Annotated in this window: 12 protein-coding genes; all 12 read left to right on the top strand. The window is 66.0% G+C overall.

What is annotated here, in order from left to right; genetic code table 11:
• The first annotated feature begins 96 nt into the window (after positions 1-96).
• A complete protein-coding gene (locus HCH03_RS00875; protein ID WP_221687986.1) occupies positions 97-678 on the top strand; it encodes a QueT transporter family protein in 582 nt (193 codons plus the stop codon).
• 231 nt (positions 679-909) lie between these two features.
• The gene (locus HCH03_RS00870) at positions 910-2,208 is read left to right on the top strand and encodes a glycosyltransferase family 2 protein (RefSeq protein ID WP_185903971.1); all 1,299 of its coding nucleotides are present in this window, start codon (positions 910-912) and stop codon (positions 2,206-2,208) included.
• 126 nt (positions 2,209-2,334) lie between these two features.
• Entirely contained in the window at positions 2,335-3,303 is a 969-nt protein-coding gene (locus tag HCH03_RS00865; protein WP_221687985.1) for a sulfite exporter TauE/SafE family protein, read from the top strand.
• 90 nt (positions 3,304-3,393) lie between these two features.
• Complete coding sequence (locus HCH03_RS00860) at positions 3,394-4,749, top strand: histidine kinase (protein ID WP_221688416.1); 1,356 nt, start codon at positions 3,394-3,396, stop codon at positions 4,747-4,749.
• Between the two features lie 624 nt (positions 4,750-5,373).
• Positions 5,374-6,336 (top strand): LysR family transcriptional regulator, encoded by a 963-nt coding sequence (locus HCH03_RS00855; RefSeq protein ID WP_221687984.1) that lies wholly within the window; start codon positions 5,374-5,376, stop codon positions 6,334-6,336.
• A 375-nt stretch (positions 6,337-6,711) separates the two neighbouring features.
• Positions 6,712-8,076 (top strand): MFS transporter, encoded by a 1,365-nt coding sequence (locus HCH03_RS00850; RefSeq protein WP_185903968.1) that lies wholly within the window; start codon positions 6,712-6,714, stop codon positions 8,074-8,076.
• Positions 8,077-8,211: 135 nt separating this feature from the next.
• Positions 8,212-10,620, top strand: coding sequence for a molybdopterin-containing oxidoreductase family protein (locus HCH03_RS00845; RefSeq protein WP_221687983.1), 2,409 nt, complete (start codon positions 8,212-8,214; stop codon positions 10,618-10,620).
• A 42-nt stretch (positions 10,621-10,662) separates the two neighbouring features.
• Complete coding sequence (locus tag HCH03_RS00840) at positions 10,663-10,995, top strand: hypothetical protein (protein WP_080144108.1); 333 nt, start codon at positions 10,663-10,665, stop codon at positions 10,993-10,995.
• Between the two features lie 129 nt (positions 10,996-11,124).
• Positions 11,125-11,403 carry a hypothetical protein gene (locus HCH03_RS00835; protein ID WP_185903966.1) on the top strand — a complete coding sequence of 93 codons (279 nt, stop codon included), beginning with the start codon at positions 11,125-11,127 and terminating at the stop codon, positions 11,401-11,403.
• A gap of 28 nt (positions 11,404-11,431) precedes the next feature.
• Positions 11,432-14,428 carry an acyl-CoA dehydratase activase-related protein gene (locus HCH03_RS00830; RefSeq protein WP_221687982.1) on the top strand — a complete coding sequence of 999 codons (2,997 nt, stop codon included), beginning with the start codon at positions 11,432-11,434 and terminating at the stop codon, positions 14,426-14,428.
• Positions 14,425-15,603 (top strand): hypothetical protein, encoded by a 1,179-nt coding sequence (locus tag HCH03_RS00825; protein WP_221687981.1) that lies wholly within the window; start codon positions 14,425-14,427, stop codon positions 15,601-15,603. The genes HCH03_RS00830 and HCH03_RS00825 overlap by 4 nt, the downstream gene beginning before the upstream one ends.
• Positions 15,600-16,871 carry an MFS transporter gene (locus tag HCH03_RS00820; RefSeq protein WP_221687980.1) on the top strand — a complete coding sequence of 424 codons (1,272 nt, stop codon included), beginning with the start codon at positions 15,600-15,602 and terminating at the stop codon, positions 16,869-16,871. Before HCH03_RS00825 ends, HCH03_RS00820 begins: the two co-directional genes overlap by 4 nt.
• Positions 16,872-16,882: the final 11 nt, after the last annotated feature.

The raw sequence follows: 16,882 nt of genomic DNA, 5'->3' as shown, positions 1-16,882 counted from the left end.
GTTGTCCCGTGTTTGCATCGTTGGGCCCTGCACTCGCGGTTTATTCGTTGCCCAAAGCCCGCGGCCGATAGGCCGTGTGGAGACAAGGAGCATCCCATGAACAAGGGAAGATCGTCGTACGTCGCCCAAGCGGGCATGATCGCGGCCGTGTACGCTGCCGCCACGCTCGTCGCGCTGCTGCTGTTGCAGGGGCTGGCGTGGGGTCCGGTGCAGTTTCGTATCTCGGAGGCGGTGTGCGTGTTGGCCGTGTTGACGCCGGCGGCCGTGCCGGGGCTCACGGTGGGCTGCATCGTGGCGAACCTCATCGCGCTGGCCGTGAACGGCACGGGGGCGTTGGGCCTGTTGGACGTGGTGTTCGGCAGCTTGGCCACGTTCCTCGGCGCGCTGTGGTGCTGGAAGATGCGCAAACGCCCGAAGCTCGCGCTGCTCGGCCCCGTCATCGCGAACGCGGTCATCGTGCCGGCCTACCTTCCGCTTTTGCTGCAGGGCCTGGGCTTCTACACCATCCCGTTCACGAGCATCGCGCTGGACGGGGCGTACATTCCCATGTACCTGTTCGGCTTGGTCGCCACCGGCCTCGGCGAGGCGCTGGTCATGTACGTGCTCGGCCTGCCGTTGCTCACGGCGCTCAAGCGCTTCAACGTGGTGAAGCAGCCGGCGAAGGCCTCGCAGGGCTGACCTGCGTTGTGCTGGTTGCTTTTCCGGCTGCGCCGGAACGGGCGCTCTGGAGATCGCCCCTACGAAGGAAGCAAATGATCCGGGGAATCACCAGCGCGTGCCCCCCCCCTTCGCATATTCGGTGTAATCAGGCGGGGTCAGAGCCAAAGCGCGAACGGCGCGGTACAATGAATCAGTTTTGACGACGGCCGCTCAGGCGAAGCCGTCGGCTCGCCGATTCGAAGGAAGCGCATGAACCCGGTTATCGTCATACCGACATTCGTCTCTGCCCGCCGCCGCAAGGAAGGCGGCAGCGTGCTCACCACCTACGACCACGCCACTCCCATCTCGGCTCCGGGAGAGCTGCCGCGCCTCTTGCATTCGCTGCAGAAGGTGCGCGGTCTCGGGCAGATCGTGGTGCTCGTGGTGAGCGAGCCTTCCATCGAGAACCAGGCGGCCGAGAAGGTGCAGACGCAGGTGTCCCAGTACCCGTCGCTCAACGTGGCCGTGGTGGGAGCGCCAGAACTCGGGCTTATCCAGCAGCGCATGGAGCAGCTGGGCTTGGGCAAGCTGTCGAAGGAGATCGGCCTGTCGGGTTACGGGGCCATTCGCAACCTGGGCCTGGTGGTGGCGAACACGCTCGGTTTCGATTCCGTGGTGTTCCTGGACGACGACGAGGTCGTGGACGATGCCGACTTCTTGCAGAAGGCTATGTACGGTTTGGGCAAGCTCACGAAGAAGGGCATCCCCATATTGGCCAAAACCGGCTTCTACTACAACTCTGAGGGAACGTTTTTCTCGAAGAGCCAGGACAGGTGGTACAACCATTTCTGGCAACAGGGCAAGGCGTTCAACAAGATGATGGCGAAGGCCATGCGCGGCCCGCGCTTGTCGCGCTCGAACCACGTGTGCGGCGGTTGCCTCGCGCTGCACAAGGAGGCGTTCAAGCGCTTGTCGTTCGACCCGTGGATCGCGCGCGGCGAGGATTTGGACTACATGCTCGACCTGCGCATGTACGGCTCGGACATCTGGCTCGACAACCAGTGGAGCTTGCGCCACCTGCCGCCCGAGACCGAGAGCGAGGGAACGCGCTTCCGCCAGGACATCTTCCGCTGGCTCTACGAGTTCCGCAAGATGGAGTACAGCCGCACGCAGATCGACCTGTTGCAGGTGAAACCCTCGTCGCTCGAGCCGTATCCGGGTCCGTTCCTCGAGCCCGGCATCACGCGGCGCATCCGCCTGACGGCGTTTCTGCGCAGCCTGGCGCGTCCCGACAAGAAGGCCTACCGCAAGGCGGCGAAGGCCGCCACGGGCGAGGCCACCACGTATGCCCAGCGCAACTGCTCGAAGTACTTCGAGTTCCAGTTCGTGTGGCCCGAGCTCATGGCGCGAATGGAGAACGACCAGATCTTGCGCACGGCGTTGCTGAAGTCGGCGGCCCAGCGTCAGGCCGGCGTGGACGCTCCCCGTCAGGCTGCGGCGGCCGGTGCGGCGTCGGCGGGTATCGACCCCGGCGTGACGAGCGAGATCCGTCTGAACATCGCGGAATAGGCACGCGGGCAACGCAGGCTTGACGTTCGCGGAATTGACGCGCCTTTGACGTGCGCGTCTTGCTGTTTCCGTTACACTGGGACGCGTGCATATCGTTGATCTGGTAGGGAATTGGCAGGCGCGTCTATGGACATCTTTGCTACTTTCGTTTTACCCGCCCTCGTCGGCATCGGCATCGGCATCCTGTCGGGCATGCTGGGCATCGGCGGAGGCACGGTCCTGGTGCCGATATTCCGGTTGGCCTTCGGCATGAGCCCCATCATGTCCACGGCCACGTCGCTGTTCACCATCATACCCACGTCCATCTCGGGCGCGGTTTCGCACGTGCGGCACAAAACGTGCGTCCCGTCGCTCGGCATTGCCGCGGGTTTGGGCGGTGCTTGCACCTCGCCCATCGGCGTGTGGCTCGCCACGATATCGCCCGCATGGCTGGTCATGTTGGCCGCCGCGCTGATCATCGGCTATTCTGCGGTGAACATGCTGCGCAAGGCTTGGAAGATGAAGCCCTCTGCGGTTCCGCCGGCCTCTCGGCCGACGGAAGCTGCCGACGCTGCGGCTTCCCGCAGCACCCGATCTCGCGGCGATGCCGGAGACTTGCGTACCGAAGTACGCGGCGCCTCCGCCATCCCCACGATATCGGGCACTGCGGAAACCCTCGCTGACGTTGGCGGACCTGCGGCGGCTTCTCCGGCCGGTGCCGACGAGTCTACCAAGCTCACGCGCAAGCAGCTGCTCATCGGGGCGGCCATCGGGCTGGGCGCGGGCTTGGCCTCGGGGTACGTGGGCGTCGGCGGCGGGTTCATCATGGTGCCGCTCATGCTCTCGCTCGTGGGCATATCCATGAAGCAGGCCTCCGGCACATCGCTCATCGCCGTTATGCTCCTTGCCATTCCCGGCACTATCGAGCAGGGGCTGCTGGGCAACATCGACTACCTGGCCGGCATCGCCGTGGCGATCGGCTCCATCCCCGGGGCCGTCATCGGCGCGCGTCTCGTGCGCCTCGTGCCCGAGCGCACGCTGCGCTTCATCTTCGGCGGGTTCCTCATCGTGGCCGCCGCCGTGCTCGCGCTGAACGAGATGGGGGTTTTGGGATAAAGGGCGACGCGCCTCCCCGCCGGCTCAAACGAAAGAACGAACGCGGCAAAAGGCAACGGGGACGTGCATATCGCGCCGGTTGCTGGTAGGATGGTGCCCTCACCCTCGACGAGGAGGTTCGCCTTGCAACAGGTCCAACAGGATGCGACGGAGGCCAAGCCCGCGCTGCCCCGCTTCTTCACGCTGGAAATGGGCATGTTCACCATCACGGTGCTGGCCGGCCTCGTGCTCATATGGTCGTCCATCTCGCCGTACCGCAGCATCGGCGTGCTTATCGTTGCCGGCATCGTGTTCACGTTTTCCCTGGTCGTCGTCATTCGCCTGATCATGGACCCCGACTCGGTGCGCGCGCGCCAGTCCGACGCCATGCTGCGGCTGGCCAGCCAAACGCTCGACTGCATGAAGGACGGCATGACCGAGAAGGCCGCTCAGCGCATCTGCCAGTTGCTGTTGCCGTCCACGGCCGCCATCGCCGTGGCCGTGACCGACAAGGACCATATCCTGGGATACGCCGGCTACGAGGAGGCGGACAATCCGTCCGGCAGCGTCATCCGCACGCACGCCACGCACGCCACGCTCGCCGACGGCCGGGGGCGCATCCTGTTCACGCCCGAGGAGATAGGCTTCCCGTCCGGATCGTCCACCATCAAGGCCGCCATCATCGTGCCGCTCGTGGTGGGGCACACCGTGGAGGGCACGCTCAAGTTCTACTACCGCCGCGCCCGCCACATCAGCGAGACGCAGAAGTCCATCGCCGAGGGCTTCGGCCGGCTGCTGTCCACCCAGATGGCGGCCTCGGCGCTGGAAGAGCAGACGAAGCTCGCCACCAGCATGGAGCTGAAAGCGCTGCAGAGCCAGATCAACCCCCACTTCCTGTTCAACACCATCAACACCATCGCCTCGCTCATCCGCACGAATCCGGAGAAGGCGCGCGTGCTGCTGCGCGAGTTCGCCGTGTTCTACCGCCGCACGCTGGAGGACTCGGCCGACCTCATCCTGTTCGCGCGCGAGATGGAGCAGACGAAGCGCTACTTCACGTTCGAGATCGCGCGCTTCGGCGAGGACCGCGTGGCCATGGAAGTGGATATCGAGCCGGCCGTCGACGACATGATGGTGCCTCCCTTCCTTATCCAGCCGCTGGTGGAGAACGCCGTGCGCCACGCCATGCCCTCGGAGGGCAAGCTCACCATCGCCGTGACGGGCGTGGTCGAAGGCGACGACGTCGTGGTGTGCGTGGCGGACGACGGCGTGGGCATGAACGAGGAGGCGCGCCAGAACATCCTGCACCCCGAATCGTCCACCGGATGCGGCATCGCCGTGAAGAACGTTCACGATCGCATTTGCGGCTACTTCGGGTCGGGCACGCGCATGGAAGTGGAGAGCGAGCTGGGCGTTGGCACGAAGGTCACCCTCGTGCTGAAGAACGGCGCGTTGCGCGAGCACTAAACGACGCCGACGCCTGCGTGACCTGTGTCTTGACCGTGCGGCCCGCGCGCCGGTGCGACGATCGCGCGAGTTGACAAATCGATGACAAAATCGCCCTTCGCAACGTTCTGCGGTCGACTTTCCGCGCAACAAACGGTTGATGGGAGTGGGATCGTTCGTTGTTTGTCCCCCGCTCGGCATTTTCATATAGTGAAAAAGCCGAACGACATTCCTCGACGCTGACGCGCGAGGGGGAAAGGGGATTGCCATGTGCTTCAGACCGCCGGATACCACGTCGGGTCCACTCATTTGCCCAGCCTGCGGTAAGAAAATCGTATCGCCGAACTTCCGCCCGGTAACGTGCCCGTTCTGCAAGGAGCCGTTGCCGGGGCCCGATGCTCCGGCGGTGCCCACCATGCCCGGCGCAGCTCAAGTGCCCGGAGCTCCTGCGACGCCGCCGCAGCCGAAACCGCCCGCCCCGGGCGCATAAGGGGCAGTCAAGGGGGCCCAATCGTTAACCTGACGACCCTTATCAAGAAATTGCGAGCGCGACGACCGTCGGATAGACTGGGGAGACTATCCGCGGTCGTCGCGTCCGGGTACTGCACACATACGTTTTGGGGAAGACGAGAAGGTGTGGTCGCAATGCACATTGAGTACCTGTACTATTTCAAGGATTTCTCGCGGACGCTGTCGATATCCAAAACAGCCGCGCATTACTTCATGACGCCACAGGGGTTGAGCAGGGCTTTGCACCAGCTCGAGAAGGACTTCGGCGTCACGCTCATGACCTATCAGAACAACATGATCGCGCTCACGCCCGCCGGCGAGGAGCTCAGCCGTCGCATCGACGGTATCGTCGAGCTGTACGACGAGGCGCGTGGGTCGCTCACCGAGTACAAGCTGGCCGATATGGCACCGTCGAAGGGCATCGTGCGCATCACGGTGACCTCGTGCGTGTCGCAGTATCTTATCTCGCTGTTGAACCTGCAACGGCCCGGGCAGTTCTCGTTCGAGGTGAAGCTCAACGAGTCGAACATCTACCGCATCGTGCCGCACATCTTGTCGCGCGATCGGGAGGAGTCGTTCGGCATCATCTCGCTGCCCATGACGGAAAAGTACCGAAGCTACGTCGACGAGCTCGTGGAGGAGCGCGATATGGTGTACGAGCCGCTGTTCACCTCGCCGCTCGTGGCCATGGTGTCGTCGTTCTCTCCGCTGGCCAAGCAAGAAGTCGTGCGTCCTCGCGACATCGACCCCTATCCGGTCGCGCGCTACAAGGACACCGTGCTGGGCGACGCGCTCGACGACTACATCTTGGAAGACAACGTGAAGACGGTGACGAACGCCGGGTCGATCATCTTCGTGCAGATCTTGGAGCATCAGGCCGTGGGGTTCGCACCCAAGCTCGTCGAAGGCTTGCGCACGCTGCCCGACCGGGTGGTCACGGTGCCCACCGAGGGGTTCTTCAGCACGGAGTTCGGCCTGCTGGCCACGCCGGAGAACCGTGCGCGTCCGCATGTGGAGGCGGTGGTGAACTACATCAAGAAGACGGTGGCCGAAAAGAGCCTGCAACCCCGGTACCTCGACACGTACGAGCTGGTGTAGAAGATCTTCCCGGTTGCCCGTAGGGGCGCTCTCCAGAGCGCCCGTTCCGGCGCAGCCGGAAAGCGACCGCGGCTCGCGTTCTCGCGCTTTGCGCGAGCGGGCGCTCTGGAGAGCGCCCCTACACGGCAGCAGCGGAATCACGGCCTCGTTTATCGAGGTCATGGCGATCTATGCGCTTTTTCCACGCCTTCTCAATTCGTTTAACCGCCGCAACGAGCCATTGATCGACCGCCGCTTCCGCGCCGCGTATCTTGGGCGAACAAGGTTGACGCGGAGAGAGCGGGGAAAGGGGGAGCGCGCACTACCGCTCCAATTCGGCCGCATCGCGCCTGTCGATGCGGCAAGGGGAAATCGAATCTAGAGGAGGTTGATCGTATGGCAGATGCCGTCGCCGCCGGTGGTTCCGCACCGCCTGCAGCCAAAGGGGAGGGGCATGTCTCGGTAGCCGATCGTATGAATCGCATCCCGACATCGCCACATACGGCGCTTATCATCTTCTTCGTGCTCATGGGCTGGTTCGCCGAGACCATCGACCTGGGCGGCACCAGCTTTCTGATGCCGACCATCCGCGAGTACTTCGGCATGGATGCCGCCACGGGCGGATACTATTCGTCCATCTGCTTCTTGGGCATGTTCTTCGGCGCCATCGTCGCCGGCCGTATCGCCGACAAGGTGGGCCGCAAGAAGACCATCATCGTTTCGATGCTCATCTGGGGGTGCGCGGGCTTCGCGCTCGTGTTCTCGCCCAACATCTACTACCTGTTCACCATGCGCTTTATCCTGGGTCTCGGCCTGGGAGCCCAGTTCCCGGTCGCGCTCAGCTACCTGAGCGAGATCGTGTCGGGCAAGGACCGTCCGAAGTTCATGACGCTCTACCAGCTCATGACCCCGGTCGGTTTCGCCGTGGCGGGCGTGCTCACCGTGCTCATCCTGCCGCACTTCGACTGGCGCGGCGTGTACCTGGCCGAGGCCCTGCCCGCGCTGTTCATCATCGGCATCGTGAAAATATGTCCCGAGTCGCCGTTGTGGCTGGAGGCGAAGGGCCGCTACGAGGAGGCCGACGCCATCTGCACGAAGTTCGAGCAAGAGGCCATCGCGCGGCACAAGGAACTGCCGCCGGTTGAGATCATCGAGCGCACGAACGTCAAGGCGTCGTTCAAGGACCTGTTCAGCTCCAAGTACCTCAAGGTCACCGTGCTGTGCTTCTTCATCTGGTTCATTTCGATGTTCAGCGACTACGGCCTTACCACTTGGCTCACGACGATCCTCATCGAGAAGGGCTTCGACGTGGTGCAGTCCACCGGCTTCGTGACCATCGGCATTCTGGGCGGTATCCCGGCCTGGTTCTTCACCAGCTGGTCTGCCAAGAAGTTCGGGCGCAAAAAGACGTTCCTCATCGCCGGTTTGTGCACGTCCATCTTCGGCATCGCCTACGGCGCGTCCACCACGCTCGTCATGCTGCTGGTCACCGGCGTGCTTTACCAGTTCGGCAAGTATCTGAACGCCATGATGTTGGCGCTGTACACGCCCGAGCTGTACGAAACCAGCATCCGCACCACGGGCAACGGCCTGGCCACCTCGTGGGGGCGCATGGGTTCCATCGTCGGCCCCATCGTGTTGGCCGGCGTCATGACCAGCTTCGGCGTGTACGTGACCATGTACATAGCCGCCGCCATGGTCATCATTCCCGGCTTGCTGGTATTCCTGTTCGGTCCCGAGACGAAGGACAAGACGTTCTAGCCGCACGGCCCGCCGCGCGCTGCGCCCGTTGACGGAAGGGGAACGCCCTCGGGCGCAGGGCACGGTGGCACGCAAGGTTTTCTTCGCACGGCCCTGCCTGCGAAGCGACGAGAGAGATGAAAACGGAGGTACATCATGGAGAAGAAAGTCAGGACCGTCTGTTTCGACTGCCATTCCAAGTGCGGCGTCATTCTCACGGTCAACGACAACGACGAGATCGTGCGCGTCGAGGGCGATCCGAACAACCCGGTGAACGACGGCATCCTGTGCGTCAAGGCGTTCTCCGCGCAGGAGATCCACGCGCATCCCGACCGCCTCAAGTACCCCCTGAAGCGCGCCGGCAAGCGCGGCGAGGGCAAGTGGGAGCGCATCACCTGGGACGAGGCCCTCGACATCATCGAGAAGAAGATCCGCGAGACCATCGACCAGTACGGCCCGCAGTCGGTCATCATCTCGCAGGGCACGGGCCGCGGTTCGAACCACTTCCTCGACCGCCTGAACAACACGTGGAACGGCGGCGGCAAGGTGTGGCCGACGCACGTGTGCCTGCTGCCGAACCTGGCCCAGACGCATGTGACCTACGGGCGCATGTTCCACCCGCATGAGGCGTGCGACTACCGCAACGCCGGCTCCATCGTCATGTGGGGCACGAACCCCATCCGCTCGCGCCAGTACAGCGGCCTGCGCATCATGGACGCCAAGCGCAACGGCTCGCGCGTCGTGGTGGTCGACCCCGTGTTCCGCGACATCGCCGCGAAGGCCGACCTGTGGGTTCCCGTGCGTCCCGGCACCGACGGCGCGCTGGCGCTCGGCCTGACCAACCTCATGTTCCAAAGCGGCAAGTTCCTGGCCGCCGAGGAGATGCTCACCACGTGGACGAACGCCCCGTTCCTCGTGGACAACGAGGCCCGCATGATGCTGCGCGAGTCCGACCTGGTGGAAGACGGGTCCGACGAGCATTACGTGGTGTGGGACAAGAATGCCGGCGGCATTGCCATCTGGCGCCCCGAAAGCGAGAGCTTCGACCGCGACGGCGTGAAGCCCACGCTCATGGGAGCGTTCGAGGTCGAGCTCAAGGACGGCAGCAAGAAGACGTGCAAGACCGCCTTGGAAACGTACAAGGACGAGGTCGCCGTCTGGACGCCCGAGAAGGTTTCCGCCGTCACGTGGACCCCGGTCGAGAAGATCCTGGAGATGTTCGAGATCATCACGAACCCCACCGACGACAAGCCGTCGCTTCTGACCGCGTACCTGGGCGCTTGCATGATGACGTCGAACGCGCTGCAGTCCGGCCGCGCCATCACCATCCTGCAGCTTCTGCTGAACCCGCCGCTGGACGACAAGGGCGGCATCTACTTCAACACGTTCTGGGAGTTCATGCTCGACCCGAAGATCACCGCGTACGACCGCGTGCCTCCCAAGCTGCGCCTGGGCTACGACAAGCACCCCATGTACACGCAGGTGTACGGCAACGCCAACATCCCCAACGACGTGTGGGACGCCATGCTCACCGGCGAGCCGTGGCCCGTCAAGGTCATGATCTCCGTGGCCAACGACCCGTTGGGCTGCTTCGAGAACGCCACGAAGATCCACGAGGCGCTGCTGTCCGACGTGCTGGAGCTCAACGTGAACATGGACTACTTCATGACGCCGGGCGCCGAGCTTGCCGACATCGTGCTGCCGGCCGCGCACTGGTCCGAGCGCGTGGGCAACTTCGACGAGGAGCTCTATCCCGAGCCGTGCCCGTTCAACATCCCGCAGAAGGCCGTGAAGGCCCCCGGCGAGGCGTGGGACGACTGGGACTTCATGCGCAACCTGGGCAAGCGCTTCGATCCCGAGCTCTGGCCGTGGAACAGCTCCGAAGAGATGCAGCTGTGGCGTCTGAACGAGTTCCACCTCATTCCCAACGGCAAGGAGCCCATCACCGATTACGAGGTGGCGGCGAAGCAAGGCTACTTCATCGAGTACGGCGGCGAGAACCGCACGACGCGGCAGCATGAGAAGGGCCTCGTGAAGTTCCAGACGCCCACCATGCGCATCGAGGTGTACTCCGAGCAGATGCCCTCCTACGGCTACGATTCCCCGCTGCCCAGCTACAACGAGCCGTTCGAGAGCCCCTATTCCACGCCCGACCTGTACAAGGAATACGACCTGTGCCTGACCACCGGCGCCCGCGACTACGCGTTCTACCACTCCGCTTGGACGAACATCGCCCACCAGCGCATCCTGGAGCCGTGGCCCTACATCGAGCTCAACGAGGAAGACGCGCGTGAGCGCCAGATCTCCGAGGGCGAGTGGCTGTGGGTGGAGAGCCTGCGCGGCAAGATCAAGGCCAAGGCCCGCATATCCAAGGGCGTTATCAAGGGTGCCGTGAGCATGTGCCGTCCGAACTACAAGCACGAATGCAAGGAGCTCAACCTGCCCGGCTACAGCTGGAACGAAGCCAACCCGAACGTGCTGACCACGGCCGACGGATCCGACCCCGGCTTCGGCGCCGCCCCCATGCGCAGCAGCCTGTGCAAGATTTCGAAGTTCACCGAATAGCGTGACGGCAAAAGACATTCGACGAAGATGAAGGGATGAACCATGGCTAAGAAAATTGGCGTGCTCGTTGAGCTCGACTATTGCGTGGGCTGCTCCGCTTGCCAGCTCGCGTGTCAGGATTACTACCAGCTGCCCGTCACGGAAACGTACATGCGCTGCTTCCTGGGCAAGCCCGACGTGGTGGACGGCCGCCACGAGATGTTCATGTCGCCGTACGCGTACCGCCTGGACAAGTGCGCGAACTGCCTGGAGAAGGAGGAGGGCAACGCGCCGTGCGCGGCCATCTGCATCTCGAAGGCCCTGCACGTCGGCGAGCTCGAGGAGATGAAGCAGCTGGCCGACACCACCGAAGGCCATCTGGCGCTGTACCGCTAGCGTTACGTTCTCCGGTCGGCGCCGTCCGTCCCCCGCGGGCAGCGCCGACCACCTTTTCGCCGCCGGTGCAACGTGGTCGTTGCACCGGCGATCTCATGTTCTCGCAAATGCGTTAGGAGATGGTGGGTCATGACGTTCGCGTGCACCGATTGCTCGCGCTGCGGCAAGTGTTACGACAAGCACGGCACCTGCGCCGCCTGCGGCGGTGCCATCAACCTGCTCGACGATGCGTGCCCGGCTTGCGGCGAGCCTATCACCGACGACATGCGCGCCCGCGCGAAGCAGGCGTACCTGGACAAGAAGAAAGTCGAGCACGACCGCATCTTGGAGTTGGCCGCCGCCGCCAAGGCGCGTCGTGTGGAGCGCCCCGCGCCGGTGTTCCCGTGGGACGAGCCGAACAATTCGTGACCTGCGGCTTTCAGGGGAGGGGATGGAAATGCTGCACGCAGGCGTGGACATAGGATCGAAAACCGTCAAGCTCGTGGTGCTCGACGACGACCTCACGCTGCTCTACGAATCGTACGAACGCCATCTGTCGAACGTGCGGGAAACGCTGGGGTACACGCTCGCGCGCGCCCTCGTCCATTTCCCGAGCGAGCCCATGACGGTGGGCGTCACGGGGTCGGCGGGCATGCAGCTGGCCGATTTGCTCGACCTTCCGTTCACCCAGGAGGTCGTGGCGGCGCGCACGGCCATCGAGCGGCGCATCCCGCAGGCGGACGTCGCCATCGAGATAGGCGGCGAAGACTCGAAGATATTGTTCCTGACCGGCGGCGAGGAGCTGCGCATGAACAGCACGTGCGCGGGCGGAACCGGCGGCTTCATCGATACCATCGCCGGCATGCTGGATATGAACGCGGAGAAGCTGAACGTGTGCGCGCACGGCTGCCGCACCGTCCACGCCATAGCCTCGCGCTGCGCGGTGTTCGCCCAGATGGACGTGCGCCCTTTGCTCAACGAAGGCGTGCCGAAGGAGGACATCGCCGGATCGGTGTTCGACGCCGTGGCGGCGCAGTGCATTGCGGGTTTGGCCTGCGGCCGGCCCATCGGGGGAACCGTCGCGCTGTTGGGCGGCCCCTTGCATTTCCTGTCGGCGCTGCGCGAGCGGTTCAAGCTGCGCCTGGGGCTGGACGACGAGCATGCGGTCGTGCCGCCCGACGGCCACCTGTTCGTGGCCGAAGGGGCGGCGTTCGACGCGTGGGACGGCGAGGGTATGACGCTGGCCGCGCTCATCGAGCGGCTCGACGCCGCCCAGTGGGACCAGGACGCCACGCTGGAGAGGCTCGACGCCCTGTTCGCCTCGGAGGAGGAGTACGACGAATTCGTGCGGCGCCACGCCGCGCTCAACGCGCCGCGGGCGGACTTGAGCTGCGCCGAGGGCCGCGTGTTCTTGGGGGTGGACTCGGGCTCGGAGGCCATCAAGTACGTGCTCGCAGACGAGCAGGGGTGCGTGCTGCGCACCTATTACGAGCGATCGGCGGGAAGCGTGGTGGAGGCCGCGCAGGCGATGCTCGTGGATTTGTGGAAGCACCTGCCGCTGCGCCACGACGGCACGCTGGCCGTGGAGGTGGCGCACGCGTGCGTGACCGGTTACGGGGAGGAGCTGCTAAAGCGCGCGTTCGCCCTGGACTCGGGGGAGGTGGAGACGGTGGCCCACGTGCGCGCCGCGCGGGAGCTGGTGCCCGACGCCGACTTTATCCTGGACATCGGCGGGCAGGACATCAAGTGCGTATGGCTGCGCGACGGGGCGGTGGACGACATCGTGTTGAACGAGGCCTGCTCGAGCGGGTGCGGGGCGCTGCTCAGCGGCATGGCCTGGTCCATGAACGTGCGCTTCGACCGGTTCCTCGACGCGGCGGTGCGGGCGCGCCGCCCGGTCGACTTGGGCACGCGCTGCACCGTGTTCATGACGTCGCGCGTGCGTCACGCTCAGAAGGAAGGGGCTGCGTTGGGCGACATAGCCGCCGGGCTCGCCTACTCGGTCGTGCGCAACGCGGTGTACAAGGTCATCAGGGCTCGCGACGTGGCCTCGCTCGGCCGGCGCGTGGTGGTTCAGGGCGGCACGTTCATGAACGACGCCGTGCTGCGCGCGTTCGAGAACCTGTACGGGGCGGAGGTGGCCCGCCCGGCGCTGGCCGCGCACATGGGCGCGTACGGAGCGGCCCTCATCGCGCGCGACCGTGCCCGCGAGGGTTCTCGATCGGGCCTGCTCTCGCGCGACAAGGTCGAGCGGCTTGCCAGCAGCAAGCGCACCGAGCTGTGCGGCCGGTGCGGCAACGCCTGCCGGCTGACGATCACGACGTTCGACGACGGTGACGCGGTGCGCACGTTCACGGTGGGGAACCGCTGCGAGCGAGGGTTGGGCGAGGACGCCCCGGACAACGATCTGCCCGATTTGTTCGCATACCGGCTGAAGCGGCTGTTCGCGTACCGTTCGCTGCCGTCGAACGAGGCACCGCGCGGCGACATGGGCCTGCCGCGAGCGCTGGGCATGTACGACCTCTACCCGTTCTGGCACACGCTGCTCACGCATCTGGGCTTTCGCGTGGTGCCCTCCCGTTTGCCGGATGCGGCGCTGCGCGGCCGCGCGCTCGAGACCATCCCCTCCGAGTCGCTGTGCTTTCCGGCCAAGCTCATGCACGCGCACCTCGTCGACTTGGCCGAGCGCGGCGTGCCGGCGGTGTTCCTGCCGTACGTCGACGCCGAGAAGCCGGAGGGGCGATCCTGCCCGGTGCTCGCCGGCTATCCTTTCGTGCTCGATGCGAACGTGGACTTCGTGCACGAGCGCGGCATGAAGCTGGTCATGCCGCACGTGGAGGCCTTGCTCGAAGGCGAAAAGCCGGCTACGGGGCTCGCCCCGGCACTGCTCCAGGCGTTGCAACCCCTCGCTTCCGACCTCGACCTTTCCGAAGTGGAGCGGGCCGCCCTCGAAGCCGCGCGCGAGCTGGGCCGCTTCCGCCAGGACGTCGCGGATGCGGGGCGCGAGGCCCTGGCGTACATGGCCGAGCACGACGTGCCGGGCGTGGTGCTGGCGGGTCGGCCGTACCATGGCGACCCGGCGGCGAACCATGCGGTTCCGGCTTTGCTGCGCTCGTACGGGTTCGCCGTGCTGACCGAGGACGCGCTTCCGGTGCCGGAGGCGGGCGAGGGGTCCGACGGGCCGCGCAGCCGGTGGGAGTACCCCGAGCGCATCCTGCGTGCGGCGCGGTTCGCGGCCGAGCGCGAGGACTTGGAGTTCGTGATGCTGTACTCGTTCGGATGCGGGCTGGACGCCGTGACCGTCGACCAGGCGCGCGCCGTGCTCAAAGCGCGCGGGCGCTCGCTCACGGCGCTCAAGATCGACGAGATGGTGGATCTGGCCGCCACGCGCATCCGCGTGCGCTCCATGGTCGCCGCGCGCGAGGACCGCCTGCGGAGAGGGGGTGCGCGATGATCGTCGTGCCGTTCTGCTCGCCTTGGCATGCGCCGCTCGTCGAGGCCGCGCTTTCCGGCGTCGGCCGGCCGTGCCGTGTGACCTCGGCATCGGGCGAGGACGTGGTGCGCGCCGGCTTGGAAACGGTCAACAACGACGCCTGCTACGCGGCGCTGCTTTCCGCCGGTCGCGCCGTGTCCCTGCTGCGGGAGCGTCGCCGCGAAGCGGCCGGCGTCGCGGAGCCGGCGCGCGTGGTCGTGCCTGCGCTCTGCGTGTTCTGTCGGGGCGACGATGCGCCGTACCTGGTGGCGCACGCGCTCGATGCGGCGGGGTTGGGGGAGGGCGCGGGCGTGCTCGGCGCCGACGAGGCGCTGGACGCGCTGTCCCGCGACGCCCGGGCGGTCGCGCGCCTCGCCGACGCCGTGGCTTTGGGCGACGTGCTGTTGCAAGCCCGCTTGCGGGTTCGGCCGTATCTGGACGAGGACGACGCGCGCGCCTTCGACGACCTGCTTTCCTCGCAGCGCGAGGGGTTCTGCGCATCCCTCGCCTCCGATGAGCGGCTCTCGTTCGCGAGCGTTCTGGGCTCCTTCGACGCGGCGATGGACGGCTTCGGCGTGCCCGACCGCGATGGCAGGCCCGTCGTGGGCGTGGTGGGCACCCTGCCCGCCGTGTTCGACGAGGGCATGAACGCCGGGCTCGCGGCGTGCCTCGAACGCGAGGGATGCGAGGCGGCGCTGCCGTACTTGTTGCCGTTGGCGGTATTCTCGCTGCAGCAGAAGGACGTCGCCGAGCCGTTGCGCGAGGCGCTGGACGAGCGGTGCTCCGCGCTGAAGAACCGTGCGGCAGCCGGCTTCTCCTGCTCGACCGTGCAGGATCTGAAGCGCGCGTCCGCCGACGTGGTGCCCGGTCACGTGGTGCAGGGAGCCGGTTGGACCATCGCGGGCTATGCGCGGCTGTTCGTCCGCGCGGGCGTGCGCGACCTCGTGTACGCCCGCGCGTTCGGGTGCCTGGCGGGGCACGTGGCGGGCCAAGGGGCGCTCAAGCCCCTGCGTGCGCGGTGCGCAGCCGAAGGATCGGACGTCAACCTCGCCACCATCGAGTTCGATCCCGGCACGAGCGAGGTCAACCAGGTGAACCGCATCAAGCTTATGACCACCGTCGCGAAGCGCGCGGCGAAACGAAGGAGGAACCCATGAACCATCGCATGCGCTACCTTGCCACCGGCGTGCTGTCGCTGCTTTTTCTCGGCCTCATATACTCGTGGTCGAACTTCTCCGCTCCCATCGGGGAGGAGTTCGGGTGGGATCGGGAGAGCATGCGGTTCGTGTTCACCCTGTCCATCATCGCGTTCTGCCTCGGGGGCTATTTCGGGGCCAGGCTCAACGCGCGCCTCTCGTTCCGTCCGACCATGCTCATAGCGGGGGTGCTGTTGGTGGGAGGGTTCGCCTCGACCGCGCTCGTGCTGGACGCGGGCGGCCTCCCGGCGCTGTACGTGACCTACGGCGTGCTGTGCGGCGGCGGATGCGGCATCGCCTACAACGTGATCATCGCCACGGTGAACGCGTGGTTTCCCGAGCGCGTGGGGTTCTCGTCGGGCGCGCTCATGATGGGCTTCGGGCTGGGAGGGCTCGTCTTGGGCACGGCCGCCGCCGCGGGCATCGACCTGGCGGGATGGAGGACGGTGTTTCTGGTGCTGGCGGCGCTCATCGCGCTCGTGATGGGCGCGACGGCGCTCGTCATCAAGCCCGCTCCGATGATCGCGCTCGATCCGTCGAGCGACGACGGCTCGTCCGAGCATGCGGGCGAGCGGGCTGCGGCGGGCGCCCCGCAGGCGGAATCCGAGACGTCTATGGTGCGCACCCCGCTGTTCTGGGTTTACAGCGTGTGGGCCACCTGCGCCATCTGCGCGGGGCTCATGATCATCGGCGATGCGAAGCCGGCCGCGCTGGCCGTGGGGCTTGAAGCCGGGTTCGCCACGCTGCTTGTGGGCTTGGTGTCCACCACGAACGGGGTCGCGCGCATCGTGATCGGCGTGGTGTTCGACCGGTTCGGGCTGCGCGCGGTCATGGCGTCGGCGTCGCTGGCGGCCCTGCTCGGCGCGGTGGCGCTCACGTGCTCGTTCGCGCCGGGCACGCGCGTCCCGGCCCTGTTCGTGGCGGGCGCGCTGCTCGTGGGCTTCTCGTACGGCTGCGTGCCGGTGATCGCCTCCGCGTTCGCCCGGAGCCAGTTCGGGCAGAAGCACTACGCCGAGAACCTCGCGCTGGCGAACTTCAACATGGCGAGCGCGGCCCTGCTCAGCTCGTTCGCCGCCGGAGGCGCGCGTGCGCTCGGCGGCGTGGAAAACGGGGACTTCGCGGTGTACGCGGCGGTCGCGCTCATCGTCGTGGTGGCGCTCGCAGGGTTCGCGGCGTTCTTCCGGCTGCTGCGTCGCAACCAGGCGCGCGCCGTCGAACGACAGCGGTAGGGGCGCACGGT

The organism is Gordonibacter massiliensis (ex Traore et al. 2017) (genome assembly GCF_019731765.1).
In the GTDB taxonomy this organism is placed as follows: Bacteria; Actinomycetota; Coriobacteriia; order Coriobacteriales; family Eggerthellaceae; genus Gordonibacter; species Gordonibacter massiliensis.
Note: the sequence above shows the minus strand (reverse complement) of the source record. Positions and strands in the feature narration are given on the sequence as shown.

Excerpts from the sequence above, each read along its gene's own strand:
- HCH03_RS00875 (WP_221687986.1), top strand. The coding sequence starts at position 97 with ATGAACAAGGGAAGATCGTCGTACGTCGCCCAAGCGGGCATGATCGCG.
- HCH03_RS00870 (WP_185903971.1), top strand. The coding sequence starts at position 910 with ATGAACCCGGTTATCGTCATACCGACATTCGTCTCTGCCCGCCGCCGC.
- HCH03_RS00865 (WP_221687985.1), top strand. The coding sequence starts at position 2,335 with ATGGACATCTTTGCTACTTTCGTTTTACCCGCCCTCGTCGGCATCGGC.
- HCH03_RS00860 (WP_221688416.1), top strand. The coding sequence starts at position 3,394 with ATGGTGCCCTCACCCTCGACGAGGAGGTTCGCCTTGCAACAGGTCCAA.
- HCH03_RS00855 (WP_221687984.1), top strand. The coding sequence starts at position 5,374 with ATGCACATTGAGTACCTGTACTATTTCAAGGATTTCTCGCGGACGCTG.
- HCH03_RS00850 (WP_185903968.1), top strand. The coding sequence starts at position 6,712 with ATGGCAGATGCCGTCGCCGCCGGTGGTTCCGCACCGCCTGCAGCCAAA.
- HCH03_RS00845 (WP_221687983.1), top strand. The coding sequence starts at position 8,212 with ATGGAGAAGAAAGTCAGGACCGTCTGTTTCGACTGCCATTCCAAGTGC.
- HCH03_RS00840 (WP_080144108.1), top strand. The coding sequence starts at position 10,663 with ATGGCTAAGAAAATTGGCGTGCTCGTTGAGCTCGACTATTGCGTGGGC.
- HCH03_RS00835 (WP_185903966.1), top strand. The coding sequence starts at position 11,125 with ATGACGTTCGCGTGCACCGATTGCTCGCGCTGCGGCAAGTGTTACGAC.
- HCH03_RS00830 (WP_221687982.1), top strand. The coding sequence starts at position 11,432 with ATGCTGCACGCAGGCGTGGACATAGGATCGAAAACCGTCAAGCTCGTG.
- HCH03_RS00825 (WP_221687981.1), top strand. The coding sequence starts at position 14,425 with ATGATCGTCGTGCCGTTCTGCTCGCCTTGGCATGCGCCGCTCGTCGAG.
- HCH03_RS00820 (WP_221687980.1), top strand. The coding sequence starts at position 15,600 with ATGAACCATCGCATGCGCTACCTTGCCACCGGCGTGCTGTCGCTGCTT.